The following is a 15293-nucleotide window of genomic DNA, read 5'->3' as shown; positions in this document are numbered from 1 at the left end:
ATTTCACAAATAATTAGATCATACATAACACTAAAACAGTCAAGCAACAAAAAAAACCAACAAACCAGCTTGCTGATCTTAACGAAGCCATATCCATTATATATAAAAAGCTATAAATGATTCGTGAAACAATATAAATAACTGCCAAGACTTGAACTGCCGTGCCCACATGATTTGTAGCAATTGCAGTCAATGCAGCAACAGCAAATACAAGCAATGACTCAAAACTATTTTGATGAGCAGCCACCGCTCTTGCACCCATTCCTTGTAACCTAGCCTGTTGCAACCTTGGATAATGATTGTCGTATTTCCCCTCTTTTTGCATAAAACTGGCAACAACGAGCTTTAATAGATAAGGTAACAGCGTTGCAATAAACAAACATACAATTAAAGTCGTCATCAACCAATCTTCCTGATTGTAAATAAAAATTGAATCATCATAACGGTAATGTCACCCTAGTACAATAATCTCTCGTTTATAAATACTTCGATTCAGAGCCTTAATTATTTAAAGAACATCAGTTTTCTTAACATAGAACACTTTCTACCTTTGAATCTCTTCTGTTATGATAAGTTTATCAAGTGGTTATCATTTAAAGGATTAATATCATGGTGCAAGAGGAATCAAAAAAAAAATCCAAAGGTCATATCGTTTTATCATCACATCCAGCTGGGCATACAGCTGCACCTTTAAAAATAAAATGGGGAGCCCAAGACCCTAAAGAGCGAGGTCCAGTAATTGCTTCCCTCACCAATATAAAAAATCGCAACGCTGTCGGCACACATTCCGGGTCCTATTCTGTTTACCGAGCACTTGCTGTTGCCGCTGGAGTTTTGGATCCTGAACATGTTCCTGATCTAACCGATACTACTCCGCCAGTTGCTATAGGCCCACACCATCAATGGTGCGGCACTCAGAAAATTATCTCTCTTGATCCGTGGGGACATCTCGTAGCCAGCGTATTCTCTCAAGAGATTAAGTCAGGATACGATATTCGCCCAACAATCGCTGTGACAAAAGCACATATTAATATTCCTGAGCTCCATACAGCGATACAAAAGGGCCGATTAAAGCCTGATGGAAAAATATTAAAAGAATCCGGTGATGTCGCAGTGACTAAAGCAGCTATAGAACCTGTCTGGTATCTTCCGGGAATTGCTGAGCGCTTTGGCGTTTCAGAATCGCGTTTACGTCGCACTTTATTTGAACAAACAGCAGGAATGTTTCCTGAATTGGTTACTCGCACCGATTTGGATGTTTTTTTACCCCCTATAGGAGGGTTAACTGCCTATTTCTTTGGTGATGTTACCACCATACATGACCCCAAAATTGAGCTTACCTGTCGGATTCATGATGAGTGTAATGGCTCGGATGTTTTTGGTTCCGACATTTGTACATGCCGACCTTATTTAGTTCATGGAATTGAGCTATCCATCGAATCCGCACAAAAAGGCGGAGCTGGATTGATTGTTTACAATCGCAAAGAAGGCCGAGCTTTAGGAGAAGTTACTAAATTTTTGGTGTATAACGCCCGCAAAAGGCAAAAAGGCGGTGATACAGCAGCCAAATATTTTGAACGAACAGAATGCGTCGCAGGTGTTCAAGACATGCGTTTTCAAGAATTAATGTCCGATGTCTTACACTGGCTTGGCATCACTAAAATTCATCGTTTTGTTTCCATGTCCAATATGAAATATGATGCTTTACTCAAATCGGGTATTAACATTGTGGAGCGTGTCACCATACCTGATGAACTCATTCCACCCGATGCGCAAGTAGAAATGAATGCGAAACGAGCAGCAGGTTATTACTCTCCAGAACGTATTGTAGATATCAATGAATTAGCAAAAACCAAAGGACGTGATCTCCATGAGTAATAATCAACAAGAAATTGACCAAGTCCTTATGACACTTATGGACCCTCGTACGATCCGAATAAGGTCACAAGCAATTCTCGATATGATCAAACAAGATAAATCAGAATATTTTGCTTTAGAACCTGAAAAAATGACCAGCACTGCATCGTTTATTATTGAAGTGATTCAGGATAATTATCCAAATTTAGATATTCCTTATCATAGTCGTTGGCGGCATTTTGAAGCAGGTGGTATCCATCGCATAAATAAAATGCAAGAACAATTAAGCTCATTATCTATTGAAGATCGCGGAAAAATTCTTTATGAGCTTGTTATTATCAGCGTATTTTTAGATGCGGGCGCAGGGCCAAACTGGTGCTACAAAGAACCAGAAACAGGAATGACCTATTCACGATCAGAAGGTTTGGCATTGGCCAGTTTATCACTGTATCAAAAGGGTATTTTTAGCTCCTATCCATCGGAACCATTCAGAGTAGATGCAGCACGCTTAATGACACTTAATGAACATGAATTTAAACAAGCTTTTCAAGTCACCCAAAGCAATCCCCTGGAAGGTATTTCTGGACGACTCGCCTTGTTAAATCGATTAGGATCATTAATCCAGCATGATGAGCAGCATTTTGGTAATGAGCACCGATTAGGCAATTTTTTTACTTACATAAGCTCATTAGCGAATCAGAAACAACTCTCAGCAACGCAAATTTTTCAAACAGTACTTAATACATTTAATACAATCTGGCCAGCTAGACTCTTGTTTCATGGCGTTTCACTCGGGGACGTATGGCAACATAAGGCATTAAAAACTAATGAGCTTGGGTCTGAATATATTCCATTTCATAAATTATCCCAATGGTTAACCTACTCATTGATCGAGCCTTTAGAACTTGCTGGACTTTCAGTAAATCATCTTGATGAACTCACTGGATTACCTGAGTATCGCAATGGTGGATTACTTATTGATAGTGAGTTACTCCGCATAAAAAATAAAATAGACTTGGAAAAAGCGTACCTACCTGATGCAGAAATTATCGTGGAATGGCGCGCCCTCACTGTAGCATTATTAGATGAGTTAGCTGATTTAATCAGGAAAAAATTACGAAAAAACCAGACTGAATTGCCCTTAGCTAAGATTTTACAAGGAGGCACTTGGGAAGCCGGACGACGAATCGCCCGACAAAAACGCCCCCAAGGCTCCCCTCCTCTCCAAATTATTAGTGATGGAACCGTTTTTTAATCAAAAAAAGTAGGAGCTGTTTAAAATTCGCTAGCTTCAGTCAAAATGCTTTGATTTTCGAGCAACGGAGAAGAACAGAAAATTAAAGCATTTGGCCAAGAGAGTAGAATTGTAAACAGACCTTGGCTGGATGAACACGTTTTATGGAGTAATCAATGAATAATCAACACGTTGTTGTAGTTAAACACCCATTAATTCAGCATAAATTAACAATTATGCGTCGAAAGGATACAAGCACAGTCAAGTTTCGCGCTTTAATGCACGAAATTAGCATGCTTTTGGCTTATGAAATAACACGTGACTTAGAAATAGAATATGAAGAAATCGAAACCCCTTTAGCATTAATGCAATCCCCTGTTTTAAAAGGAAAGAAAATGGTTTTTGTTTCTATTTTACGCGCTGGAAATGGATTAGTCGATGGCATGTTACAACTTGTACCCACAGCAAGAATTGGTCACATTGGTTTATATCGTGATCCTCTAACATTAGAGCCCGTTGAATATTATTTTAAACTTCCAGAACACACTCAAGATCGGGATGTTATTGTAGTTGATCCCATGTTAGCGACTGGAAATTCTGCTATTGCGGCAGTTAATGAAATTAAAGCATTAGGCCCAAAATCCATAAAATTTCTCTGCCTTCTTGCTTCTCCTGAAGGAATAACCGCCTTCCATGAAGATCATCCAGAAGTTCCAATTTTTACAGCCGCAATAGACCAACAGCTCAATGAAAAAGGTTATATTATCCCAGGCTTAGGTGATGCGGGAGATAGACTTTATGGAACAAAATTGGAGTGTTGAGCTCTAACCTAGAAAAAACAGCGGCGTCTGTTGCACGCATTGTAGGTTTCAACAGATTTTTTCTAGGTTTAAAATTAAATTTACTTTACAGATGAGTAAAAATTGCTGTACAAAGCAAGTTGATCTTTATAATTTTTACTCGGATACATATAGAGCTGTTGAGATATCGATCCAATAGTGTTAAAATTGAACGGAATGTGCTGGGTATACATCTAAAGGGTTGTTTTAATGGCATCAAATGAATCTACAACGCTACTCTCTCCGCTAACCGCAAATAAAAAAACTTCCTGGACAAAAAATAATACCACCTGGATGTTAAGCTTGTATGGTACCGCAGTTGGGGCAGGAACACTTTTTCTTCCTATTGATGCTGGACTAAATGGGATTTGGCCGTTAATAATAATGACTCTGCTCGCATTTCCGATGACCCACTATTCTCATCGTGCTTTATGCCGTTTTGTTTTATCAGGTTCTACAACAAAAAATGATATTACCAATGTAGTAGAAGAACATTTTGGTGTTTTTTCAGGACGAATCCTAACCGGCTTGTATTTTTTTGCAATTTACCCCATCCTACTCATGTATAGTGTAGCAATTACCAATACAACAGAAAGCTTTCTTGTACATCAGTTAGGCATTTCAGCACCACCAAGAGCACTTTTAGCCATTATACTTATTCTAGCCTTAATGGCCGTAGTCCGATTTGGACAAGAAATTATAGTAAAATCAATGTCGGTATTGGTTTATCCATTTGCAACAATTCTTTTATTTTTATCACTTTATTTAATTCCCCATTGGAATGATGCCATTTTGCAACAAAGTAATTCATTGCATGCTAACGGTGGGCATGGATTACTCATGACCTTATGGTTGGTTATCCCTGTGATGGTATTTTCGTTTAATCATTCACCCATTATTTCTTCTTTTGCTGTAAATCAAAAAGAACGATATGGTCATGATGCTGATCGTAACAGTACTTGGATTATGCAATACAGTCATTTATTGATGGTATTTTCTGTCATGTTTTTTGTATTTAGCTGTGTTTTTAGTCTTTCTCCTCAGGATTTATTACAGGCGAAACAACAAAATATCTCTATACTTTCATATCTAGCGAATCATTTTAAAACACCTTTTATAGCTACGGTCGCACCAATCATTGCTTTTATTGCAATTTCTAAATCGTTTTTAGGTCATTATCTAGGCGCTAAAGAAGGATTAAGCAGTATTATTGTGAATCTGTTCAAGCCCTCAAAAATAATCATCAGTGACACAAAATTACAACGAATCGTTGAAATTTTTATGATATTAACCTGCTGGTTAGTCGCCACAATAAATCCCAATATCTTAAAAATGATAGAAACTCTCGGAGGCCCAGTCATCGCCATACTCCTGTTTATCATGCCCATGTATGCAATTGCTAAAATTCCAGCAATGAAAAAATATCGCACGGATGTAATTAGTAATGTGTTTGTTACAATTATGGGCGTTATTGCGATTTCAGCTATAGTGTATGGGTTATTTGGAGCTTAGTTAGGTTCTTCTTAAAAATCCCCCAACAACAGGTCTCCCAGAAGGCGTAGCCTGGTTGCTTGCAACCAAGGCTCAACGCAGTGGCTATCGTTTTGCGCATAATATTCATGGAGCACGCAGCATTACTCCCATGTGACGCTGTATGAGTAATGATCCCAGTGTAATTCAGCTGTAGTGCCTTTTGATATTGATGTCACTCCTGCAGGGGTTCCTGTATAGATAATATCCCCTGATTTTAAGGGGAAAAAATGGCTGATATAAACTAATAAATCCTCAGGCCACATCATCATGTCTGCTCCTTTAGCACATTGCTTAAGCGTGCCATTAATCAGCAATTGGAATTCAGTATTCAGATAATGATTAAATTGATGATAGGAAATCCATGGACCTAGAACAGCCGCATTTTTAAATACCTTTGCAGTAGTCCAAGGATGCCCTTGTTTTTTTAGCTCGGACTGACGTGCTCTTAAGGTCATATCGAGACCAAGGGTGATGTCTGAAATCGCATTGCTGGCTTCTTCATGTGTCATTTTATATCCATCACAGGCTACGTGTAGAACAATTTCACATTCAGGTTGTACTGCGTTGTCTTCACTGGGAAAATCAAGATAGATATGTTCATCCCAGCCAGATGCTTGTTTCAGGACACTGGATGGTTTTAAAAACAATACAGGCTTTTCTGGTATTGCCTCGCCAAGCTCCTTGGCATGATTGATATAATTTTTTCCTACACAAACAATTTTATCTATAGACATATGATTTTATACCTTATGGATTATGTAATAAGTTTGTTCACCCCCTAATTCTTAAGGATATTAATGGTAGTTACAACCGTACTTGTTAAGATCATTAAAATATTTTTGAAAACTACCGATTAACAAAAAATACTAAGACGTGGAAACAATGCACCCTCATTGCCCACGTGCCGCGATTTGCATATATCAACTGTCCACCAGCCCCCGTTGGAGGATGATTGATGAACGGCATCCATATGTTTTACTCAATTAATTTTTCCAACTCTGTTAATTGAAGTTTCATTTCAAGAACCATAGAAACGGTACATGTCGCAAAACCACCATTCTCATTAATTAGAAATTCAGATTATTTGATTAAAATTTACTCTATATGTTTTTTTGAATACATGGAGAAATTAAATGTTCTTTAAACGAGAAAAAAATCCTAATGTACCCGTTGCAGTCATTTTAGAGAAATACGATACCAATCCAGTAAATCATAATGTTGCTTCATCCTATGACAATGAACTTCATACGCCTAAAGTTCTGACTAAATATTTAAACCAGGAAATAAAATTTCTTGAATCTATTTTAGAAGCAAATAAAGGATTGCTTACTGAGGAAAGCACATTATCTAAAGAGGTTGCAGCTTCGCTGAGATTTGCTGAGTATGATTTAGAAAGAGTTACAAATAATTTTAATGCAGTTCAAACAAAATTTAAAAAGGCTAAAAAAGATGAAAATCTGAAATCAGAACAGAATGCAACAAAAATTGCTTTAACGAAGTGCCAGAATCGCTTGAAGATAATGGAAAAATTGAACCATATTCTTCATGAAATAAAAGAGGATCAACTGGATAAAAATATATGTGCCCAATTAAAATCAAACATAAAAACTCTAAAAAATATAATTGATGAAATAAGCCATTTAACAAAGAAAGCCAATGTAATATACCAAAAATACAGCGACTTATGGGGTGAAAACGAAGAACAAATTGAAAAAAAATTAGAATCCTCAAAGCAGAGTATAGAGAAAAAAGACATTAAAAAATTTGAGGTAATTATCTCAACCCTTGAAGGTTTGTACCATAAATTACCACAGCAATATCAATTTTTGGATGAGTTTCTAGATAGTGTTTCAAGCGTTTCTGCCCAGATCCGTCCAAATTAATACTGTTGAACATATTGCATGCGAGAGTAAATTATTAAAAAAGAAAATTTAAGTAACATTTGCTTTTTTCTAGCCTCAATTTCAATCCTTAATTAAATTAGGAGTTCATTCGAAACCGTGTTGTTGAGAGCTTTCGACAGATTCAATAATCAATACGTATGTCCTCACAAGACCATATTAACCCCTGCCAATCATAAGTTGATACGGCAATTTATATTTCTTCCACATCAGACTGGAAACAGTACTCTTTTTCACCGCATTGTGTAGCAAAGCTCAAAAATAAAGCATGATAGGTAACCCGGAATAAGGATGCTGAGCTTTTTCTTCAACTGAAAGACGACCGTGACGTATTAATATATCTAGATATTAAATTTAATTATATCATTCATAAATTTATTTTATTCGTTTATTTGGCAAAAAATATGCATAATGACCGATATAATTTCCGAGTGGGAAGTATCATATGACTCAGAATAAAAAAGAGGCTGTTGTTGATGAACATAGTAAAAAAATAAAGCAAGTAGAGGAATTATATGAATTTATAAAAAGCTTACTTCCCCCAAAAAGAGGAACTTGTAGCGGAGGTGGTGCAAAAGGAGTGGTCAACTCTGGTGTCTATAAGGCGCTAGTTACTGCAGGTATACTAAAAAATATGGAAATGTTTTCTGGAGCATCAGCAGGAGCTATTACTTCTACCATTTGGGCTTTAGGAATGTCGCCGGAAAAATTCCGCAAAACAATGCTCGATACAAATCTAAAACAGCTAATGGGTAAAAGGGTCAATAAAAAACCTGGAAATGATACTGGATGCCTTTTTGGAGTAACAAAAGATGGCCAACCTTTATTAGATTTTATTCGTGGTAATATTATCGAAACAGTGAGGGATAATTTAGCAATAGAAATAAACAAATTGATCAATCAGAAAAAGACATGCCCTGATGATTTGAATGATCTAATAGATGAGCTGAAAAAACCTGAACCCAAAATTAAGTTTTCCCATTTGAAGATACTCAATGAGCATTTCCCACAAACATTCAAAAAACTGAGCTTAAATGCTGTAAGCTTTCCTGATGGAGCGATGCACATATTTAGTAGTGAGACAACTCCTGAAGTTGAAATTGCATTAGCTTGTCGTGCATCTGCGTCTATTCCAGTAGTATTAGAGCCTGTAACGATTGAAATAGATAGTGTAGAAAGAAAATTTGTGGATGGAGGGCTATATGACAATTTACCTACAGACTACTTTGATTATGATGCTATAAATGAATCATTTGTACCAAATAAAAAATCACTACAAACTTTAGTTTTTGCCTTTGGTGAAGGTTTAGATAACAATGATAACCCTGTATTCCAAGCTCTTTATAGCAATTACTTGGAAGCATGGGAGAATATAAAACAAATTAAAATGAAACTGGATCCAATAGAGCCACTTCCAAATAGTTCAGAGGAATTAGCAAGATTTCTTAAAGATTTCTTTAATAAAGAATTATCAGAAGAGACAAAAATTGAATCGATAAATCAATCAATTGATAAAGTACTAAGCAAATATAAAGACAATAATGAGACGGTAGATTATGGCAAAATATCAGCGTCATTATTCAATCAAATTAAAGAAGATTTAGATCATACGATTTATAAAGCGGACTGGAAGGAACAACTCAAACGTAATAAGTTAATACGCATCTTTGGTGACTTGAAAACAGATTATAAAAATACTCATCAAAAGGAAATAGGCTATGATAAATTGAGAGCTCAGTATCCACTCAATACTATAGAGTTACGTGTTGGTTCTTTAACCACAACAAGTTTTGATGAAGCAACCAAAGTGGCAAGAATTATGGATGCAATGGGGTTTTTGGATACAATAACTCATATTATTAATCATGACTTGCATGTTACTTCGCATTTTGTTCATTCGATGGATGAATTTCCCTCTAATCTCTCAGACTATGTGGGGCACTATATTATTATCGACAAAGAAAATAATGTGCATGAATTATACCGTATTGATGAAACAGGACAAAAAAATCCGGTAGATGTTAATAATATGGCCGAACATATGGTCAATATTGAAGCACTTAAAGCAAGTGCGGTTAATGATCAAACAATTTTTAATGCGGAACAATTTTATATTGATCTCGTCGAAAATTTTAAAATTTTCTATCGAAAAATTGGTAATTCTAGAGAAGTGGCTGATGAGCAAGATGATCCTTTGATGAAAAAGATAGTCATGCTAGAGTGTCAACTCCAAGATAAATCAAAAGCTGTTGTTTCACGAGAAGTATATTACCTTATCAAAGAAAATGTAGAGAAAAAATTAACTTCGGCGGAAGCTTTCGCACTTTCTAGAGCTGTAGAGGTTTTAAATAAAAACAGTACCATACAACAAGTAGAGACTGAAATCGCTGAAAAAAAAGCTGACTTTCTTATTGATGAATATGAAAAATGGGTTCAAGAGTTTAGAAACCGTATCGGTGAAATAAAGGAGCGTAAATTAACCAAGGCCTCAGAAAATGTATTAAAAGTAGTACAAAAAGGGGTTGAAAAACCACTATCCAAGACCGATCCTGCTACTCTAACTAATCTAATAAAAGTGTTACGGCGCGCCTCCAAGACTCTCGATGACAGGAATGATGAAACTAAAAGTGTTGACAATATAATTGAATTAACAAATTTGTCAAAAAAGATATCAATAAATAAGTGCATCAATGGCAATAACATTAAAAAATCATTATGCTATTTTGCATTAGCGGCAGCAGCATGTATTGGCATTTTACTTATTCCTGTAACCGGAGGAGGCAGTTTACTTCTGACCATAGCAGGAGTTATGGGTTTAAGCGCAATGGCCACGGCTGCAACCGTCGCTACTGTGGCGGGGACCGCTGCTGCTGCAGGTAGGCTGGCTTATGCTTATAACAATGATAATCAACTTTCTAGCGCAGTATCTAAATTTAAAGAAACGTTGGATAACATAAAAGGTTCTGTCGAAAATAAAGAAGCTCGATTAGGTGTAATAGGTGGCCTGCAGAAGAACTGATAAAAAGGGGATTTCAATAATCCTGCATTTAGAGCGTTGATATCAACCAAAGATGGTAAGGAACAATTTTGGGAGCGTATTAATCAAGCTGATTTAATCAGTCTGGCAGAAATTTGCCAGTTAATTATAAGAAGCAAACCGTACATTAATTCGAGGCCATACTGATTGGCAACACAAATCAGACCCGCGCCATAAAGCGCGGGAAAGCACGATTTTAAACCGCTTTACTTGATTAATTAATTAATTACAATTGCCATTGATCACACAATTTACCAAACTGGTAGCGAAATTATAATTATTGCTTTCATCATAAGTCACTTCCCATTCAAAAACTCCACCAAATCCAGGATATGTTTGGGGCGGAATGTAAGTATCGCAACTTGATGAACCTGTAATACCAGTACGCAAACATTGAATGGCTCGTTTTATAGTGCGAATCACTGCTGGAGGTTGCCCATCACTGTTACCTGATGCATCAGGAGCAGGATAACCTAATACAATTTGGGATGGTTTTAGATAACTTACATAAGGCTGAAACCCTGTTTTTTGACCAGTGCTTGTTGTTGCAGGCCAATTTGCTAATAAATCCGTTGCCATAGCTACCGAAGTATCAGGGCTAGAATTGTTATTAGGATCGTAACAGATCAAATTGATTCCATAAGCACAACCTGAGTTGTAGATTTGAATACCAACCCATTCTAAAGATTGATGAGTTTGCATCACTAAAGAAGCGTAATTTCCCCATGTTACATCAAATCCTGAAGTAGCTGAAATATTGGCAATTTGAGGTGCCAGAGTCAGCAGCAAATTAGGATGCTTGGTATGCATGGTGTTGACAATATTAGCCAAAATAGCGATATCTCCTGTAGGGTTGGCAAATGTTCCACCAGCAGTTAATCCACTTTCAATATCAATATCAAAACCATCAAAACCATATTGAGTCATTAAATTTTCTAAAGAACTAATAAACGTTTGCTCAAAAGCTGTTGCTGAAGATGCAGCAGACACCACTTGATGAAAATTTACCGTAGTATTAGCGATGCTTGTAGATGCGCCGCCTAATGAGAGCAATACTTTAATCCCAGCGCTTTGTAATGATTGAATATATGCCTGCGACACAGTATCAAATGCAGGTGTAATTTGCCCAGGAGTTGTAGTACTAAACACACCAAATGCCACGAGCACATGCGTATACCCTGCATTAGCTAAAGCTGTAGCTGGTGGAAGCGTCTTCCATCCTGGCAAATAAGCTATAATTCTGCCTTTATTACTGGACGTACTTTGAGTATAAGTAATGGCCTCAGAAGCAGTAGATGACACAGTTAGCGGTTGGGGAGAATAACTTACAGTATAACCACTTACGCTTGTTGCGCTAACCGTATAAATTGCTCCATCAATTAATTTCACTGAACCTGAGCCTGCTCCATTAGTTAATGCAATAGTTTCACTGACCGGCGCAGCATTCCCTGCAGGAGTAAAAGTTACATTAATTGAAGAAACGGATGAAGGCACACCACTAATACTCACAGGAATATTATCTTGTGCTACTTGAGTACAAGTATAAGTTAACTGCACTGTTGGCGAAGAAACAGCGGCTGTAGCACTGGTGGGTGTGAATGTTGGAGCACAGTTGTAACCATTATAACTGATTATCGGAGTAGAAAAAGTATAACCTGCGCCACTCACTAATTGTTTTACCACAGTCGTAGCATTCCAATTTACTGAAGCAGTGATTGCACTGTGATTATCTACTCTTGTAAGCGTCACTGAAGGGATATCCGTATATCCTGATAACTGAGAAGGTAATGCTGACAATTGCAGATTAATTGCGCCTGCAGCAGGCACAGCCGCATAACTAAGGTTAGATGAAACAGTCGAATGAGGAGAGACTGTGACGCTTGTAGGGTTTGCTGTTCCTTGGTAAGCCACCCCATTACTATCAGTTACATTAGATGGAGAAATGGCATAAGTTCCTGCGGCTAGATTTGATATTGCTTGTTGCCCAGACCAGGGAACTTGTGCAGTGCTCACTTTTTGACCATTTAAGGTCACATTAACTAAAGCATAGGGTTGTGCTACATTTGCAGGTTGTGCCGATGTATTCACTAAATTGATAGTTCCAGTTGCCACTGGAGAATTTAAGTAAACATTAACACTATTAGCTACATAATCTGCTGCTGGCTCTCCATAAATAATGGTAAAAGAACTTCCTTGAGGCAATATGCTGTTAGCTCCCGGATAATTATTAGGAAATTGTAAGGAAAGTGATGATAAATAATTACTGATAAATAATTACCTGATGTTTGTGGCTGGGAAGTAATTTGTAAAGTATTTATAGGATAAGATAATGGTGAAAAATTACCCCAAAAAGTTGTATTAAGATTACTGGCATTAGAGAAAGTTATTGCAGAATTTTGAAAATCCACCCCTTGGCTGCAATTGTTAGTTAATTTTAACGAAACGGTTTGCCAATTACTGTTACCTGTTGAGCTAAAATGAGCTGTAACACAAGTAGTTGGTTGAGGAACCACGATTGAAGTTTGGGCCATACTGTTACTTAAAATAAGCGACATTCCCATTGAGAACCAAACTGTTTTCATATATTTCCTTACAATCAATGAACGTTAGTTTGTTAAAAATTCACGTGACAAGATCATACAATTAACTACATATCCAAGTGAAGCAAAAGACTCAAACACCCAATTACCCATTTTTAGAAATAGTTGATATGGGGGATAACTTGATTAAAGAGCCTGATTGTCCTTCGAAAAACATACTGCCAAAATAATAGGGTTGGATCATAGTGCCTTGGGTCATAGCAGGAAGTAATGGCGAGCGCGCAATTTCATTGCCCGTCAAGGCATTTCGCCACACTGCAAAATCATTGTGGTTATTACCAGGAATTTCACCATGAGGAATATCGGTACCTACTAATACGCGATTCTCTGGAGGATTAATCAGCGTAGTAAATTCAGTGGTTCTTTGACTCGCAGTCCATACGATCACCAATCCACTATCAGAAATTTTAATGGCAGCAATTTTCCCAGGTAACGAGTCACTTGCATAAATTAAATTGGTATCAGGATCACCAGAAACAGACATAGGAGCCCAACTTATTGCTTGTCCTTTATCCGAAGTAGCGGCGGAAAATGCTTCTCTAATTTCCAAGGGGATAGGATCTCCTAAAAACGGCTGAATAGAAAAGCGATAAGCCGCATTATTTTGATTAATACTAATAACACTTAATGCTGTTCCTGAAGGAAGCGTATTCGTTTGTGCTACTACCCAATCATTAACCACCACAAAAGAAGTACACAATGTTTGTCCAGGTAAGGTGATTGTCCCAGGATTCCAAGAACTATCGAGTATGAAGTGGCCTTTTTCAACTATGTATCGAATTGCAGTTGTAGCCTCAAGTAGATAAACATAATTTTTATTCTTATATTGAGTTACCGTTGGTCTTGCACCTACAGGTGCAGGCAAAGTGATCTTGTCTATCACTCTCATCGTTTGTGGATTAACTGAAATTAAAATTGAAGGAGGTACATCGGTCGGATCTGGGCAGTTCAATAAAGCGTCCGGTCCTTGAACAGTACACCCCGCTTGGCGATATACAGATTTCATAATAATAGTACCATCTGCTGTGGCATTAAAACCATTGAACGAGGTATTTTTAGGAAGCCCTGATCCAGTTGGAAGTACTAATAGGTGTATTAATCGCCCCGTTTCGGGATCAAGCTTTGCTAATCGGTAGCCGTAACTCACGTAAAGATAGCCATCATTTAAAATGCCCAAGGAGCCAGGATAATCCCATTCTCCATTTTCGTATGTATTAATCAACTGGTTATACCAAATGGGTTGTAGAGAAAGAGGATTTACTCGCGCGACATAAGCACCAATCGATCCTGGTACATCCCCATAGCCACCACCGTAGATGAACGCATCATTAGAATTAAGGTACGACATGTTGTATCCAGAGGGATAGCTTGTCGAAGAGTAAAGGGTATTGACTGTATTCTGACCACTTAACGAACCACCAAAACTGGCTTGAGGAAATACATGCGACCGTCCCGAATTATAATGTTCAAAAGCTTCTAAAGAAGGATACCAGGGCGCATTACTTTTCTTCGTGATTTGGATATTTGCTGCAGCTTTATCACTTACGGTGAATAAACAGTAACCACTGCTGTTTGGCGTACAACCCGATAAATCATAATTAGAAGAATTAATTTTAATTCCAGCAAGCGGATAAGTATGGTGGGGTACAGTAGTAAATAAAGTTAAAGTTAGTGCTGAGACATTATAGTTGTTACACGAAATCGGCCCTTTTCCGTTTAAACAGAGAGTAATGCTTAAATTCGCTGGCTCCCCTGTTGCAAAAACATTAAAAAATGAAGCACTTACCGAAAACCCACTCTGGTAAACAAGTAACATTAAGACTGCAACTGTATTCTTGAAGTATTTGATCATCAGTTTTTCCATAAACTCAAATTGAATGAATAAGTAACCCTCTGCTTCAATGCCTTAGCACGGCTATTGGAGATAAAGTATTCGGTAAATGTTTGGAAAATTATCATGGCAATAATCTAATGAAAAATCAAAGGGTTTCTAAGTATGCGGCCAATTTTTTGATTATATAAGCTAAAAATATGTACCTAATTTTTATACCAACAAATTCACCGGCATGGTACTCATGAATAGAAATAAGACTATAAAATAGTACAACATTGAGAGATGGTGAGAATAAAATCCATTTATGGGCGTGCTAGTGAGCGTAGATACTGTCTAAAAGCAAAAAAATGTTCATTCTGTTTGCGTGCCCTAACCCTAATTGCCGTTGATTTAAGAATTTGTTTTTCTTCCACCTACGTCGCGTGAGGTTGATAAATTCCTTAAGTCAAGGTGTCAAA

General features: G+C 37.2%; 11 protein-coding genes. 6 read left to right on the top strand and 5 right to left on the bottom strand.

Features of this window, described 5'->3' with window-relative positions; genetic code table 11:
• Positions 1-13 precede the first annotated feature (13 nt).
• A complete protein-coding gene (locus EL220_RS05320) occupies positions 14-400 on the bottom strand; it encodes an MAPEG family protein (protein ID WP_027272119.1) in 387 nt (128 codons plus the stop codon).
• Between the two features lie 209 nt (positions 401-609).
• Between EL220_RS05320 and EL220_RS05315 the strand changes: the two genes are divergently transcribed.
• The 4 genes from EL220_RS05315 (at position 610) to EL220_RS05300 (ending at position 5442) form a co-directional block, all read left to right on the top strand.
• The gene (locus tag EL220_RS05315; protein WP_027272118.1) at positions 610-1878 is read left to right on the top strand and encodes a GTP cyclohydrolase II; all 1269 of its coding nucleotides are present in this window, start codon (positions 610-612) and stop codon (positions 1876-1878) included.
• Entirely contained in the window at positions 1871-3112 is a 1242-nt protein-coding gene (locus EL220_RS05310; RefSeq protein ID WP_027272117.1) for a URC4/urg3 family protein, read from the top strand. Before EL220_RS05315 ends, EL220_RS05310 begins: the two co-directional genes overlap by 8 nt.
• Positions 3113-3267: 155 nt before the next feature.
• A complete protein-coding gene (upp, locus tag EL220_RS05305) occupies positions 3268-3912 on the top strand; it encodes a uracil phosphoribosyltransferase (protein ID WP_027272116.1) in 645 nt (214 codons plus the stop codon).
• A 228-nt stretch (positions 3913-4140) separates the two neighbouring features.
• The gene (locus EL220_RS05300; protein WP_027272115.1) at positions 4141-5442 is read left to right on the top strand and encodes a serine/threonine transporter; all 1302 of its coding nucleotides are present in this window, start codon (positions 4141-4143) and stop codon (positions 5440-5442) included.
• 122 nt (positions 5443-5564) lie between these two features.
• On the opposite strand, the gene EL220_RS05295 is transcribed toward EL220_RS05300, so the two are convergent.
• A complete protein-coding gene (locus tag EL220_RS05295; RefSeq protein WP_051544779.1) occupies positions 5565-6197 on the bottom strand; it encodes a fumarylacetoacetate hydrolase family protein in 633 nt (210 codons plus the stop codon).
• Positions 6198-6596: 399 nt separating this feature from the next.
• On the opposite strand from EL220_RS05295, the gene EL220_RS05290 reads away from it, so the two are divergent.
• Positions 6597-7346, top strand: coding sequence for a hypothetical protein (locus EL220_RS05290; protein ID WP_027272114.1), 750 nt, complete (start codon positions 6597-6599; stop codon positions 7344-7346).
• Positions 7347-7809: 463 nt separating this feature from the next.
• A complete protein-coding gene (locus tag EL220_RS05285) occupies positions 7810-10383 on the top strand; it encodes a patatin-like phospholipase family protein (RefSeq protein WP_027272113.1) in 2574 nt (857 codons plus the stop codon).
• A gap of 240 nt (positions 10384-10623) precedes the next feature.
• Here EL220_RS05285 and EL220_RS05280 read toward each other — a convergent pair whose 3' ends face one another.
• The 3 genes from EL220_RS05280 to EL220_RS05275 form a co-directional block, all read right to left on the bottom strand.
• Positions 10624-12603 carry a glycosyl hydrolase family 18 protein gene (locus tag EL220_RS05280; protein WP_232002636.1) on the bottom strand — a complete coding sequence of 660 codons (1980 nt, stop codon included), beginning with the start codon at positions 12601-12603 and terminating at the stop codon, positions 10624-10626.
• Positions 12546-12983: a hypothetical protein gene (locus tag EL220_RS18650; RefSeq protein WP_232002635.1), complete on the bottom strand. Its 438-nt coding sequence runs from the start codon at positions 12981-12983 to the stop codon at positions 12546-12548. Before EL220_RS18650 ends, EL220_RS05280 begins: the two co-directional genes overlap by 58 nt.
• A 103-nt stretch (positions 12984-13086) precedes the next feature.
• The gene (locus EL220_RS05275) at positions 13087-14853 is read right to left on the bottom strand and encodes a hypothetical protein (RefSeq protein WP_027272112.1); all 1767 of its coding nucleotides are present in this window, start codon (positions 14851-14853) and stop codon (positions 13087-13089) included.
• Positions 14854-15293 lie beyond the last annotated feature (440 nt).

Source organism: Legionella sainthelensi (assembly GCF_900637685.1).
Taxonomy (GTDB): domain Bacteria; phylum Pseudomonadota; class Gammaproteobacteria; order Legionellales; family Legionellaceae; genus Legionella; species Legionella sainthelensi.
Note: the sequence above shows the minus strand (reverse complement) of the source record. Positions and strands in the feature narration are given on the sequence as shown.

What these genes read in the sequence shown, in the direction of transcription:
- upp (WP_027272116.1), top strand. Translation starts at nt 3,268, where the DNA reads ATGAATAATCAACACGTTGTTGTAGTTAAACACCCATTAATTCAGCAT.
- EL220_RS05285 (WP_027272113.1), top strand. Translation starts at nt 7,810, where the DNA reads ATGACTCAGAATAAAAAAGAGGCTGTTGTTGATGAACATAGTAAAAAA.
- EL220_RS05300 (WP_027272115.1), top strand. Translation starts at nt 4,141, where the DNA reads ATGGCATCAAATGAATCTACAACGCTACTCTCTCCGCTAACCGCAAAT.
- EL220_RS05310 (WP_027272117.1), top strand. Translation starts at nt 1,871, where the DNA reads ATGAGTAATAATCAACAAGAAATTGACCAAGTCCTTATGACACTTATG.
- EL220_RS05275 (WP_027272112.1), bottom strand. Translation starts at nt 14,853, where the DNA reads ATGATCAAATACTTCAAGAATACAGTTGCAGTCTTAATGTTACTTGTT.
- EL220_RS05315 (WP_027272118.1), top strand. Translation starts at nt 610, where the DNA reads ATGGTGCAAGAGGAATCAAAAAAAAAATCCAAAGGTCATATCGTTTTA.
- EL220_RS05295 (WP_051544779.1), bottom strand. Translation starts at nt 6,197, where the DNA reads ATGTCTATAGATAAAATTGTTTGTGTAGGAAAAAATTATATCAATCAT.
- EL220_RS05290 (WP_027272114.1), top strand. Translation starts at nt 6,597, where the DNA reads ATGTTCTTTAAACGAGAAAAAAATCCTAATGTACCCGTTGCAGTCATT.
- EL220_RS05320 (WP_027272119.1), bottom strand. Translation starts at nt 400, where the DNA reads ATGACGACTTTAATTGTATGTTTGTTTATTGCAACGCTGTTACCTTAT.
- EL220_RS18650 (WP_232002635.1), bottom strand. Translation starts at nt 12,983, where the DNA reads ATGAAAACAGTTTGGTTCTCAATGGGAATGTCGCTTATTTTAAGTAAC.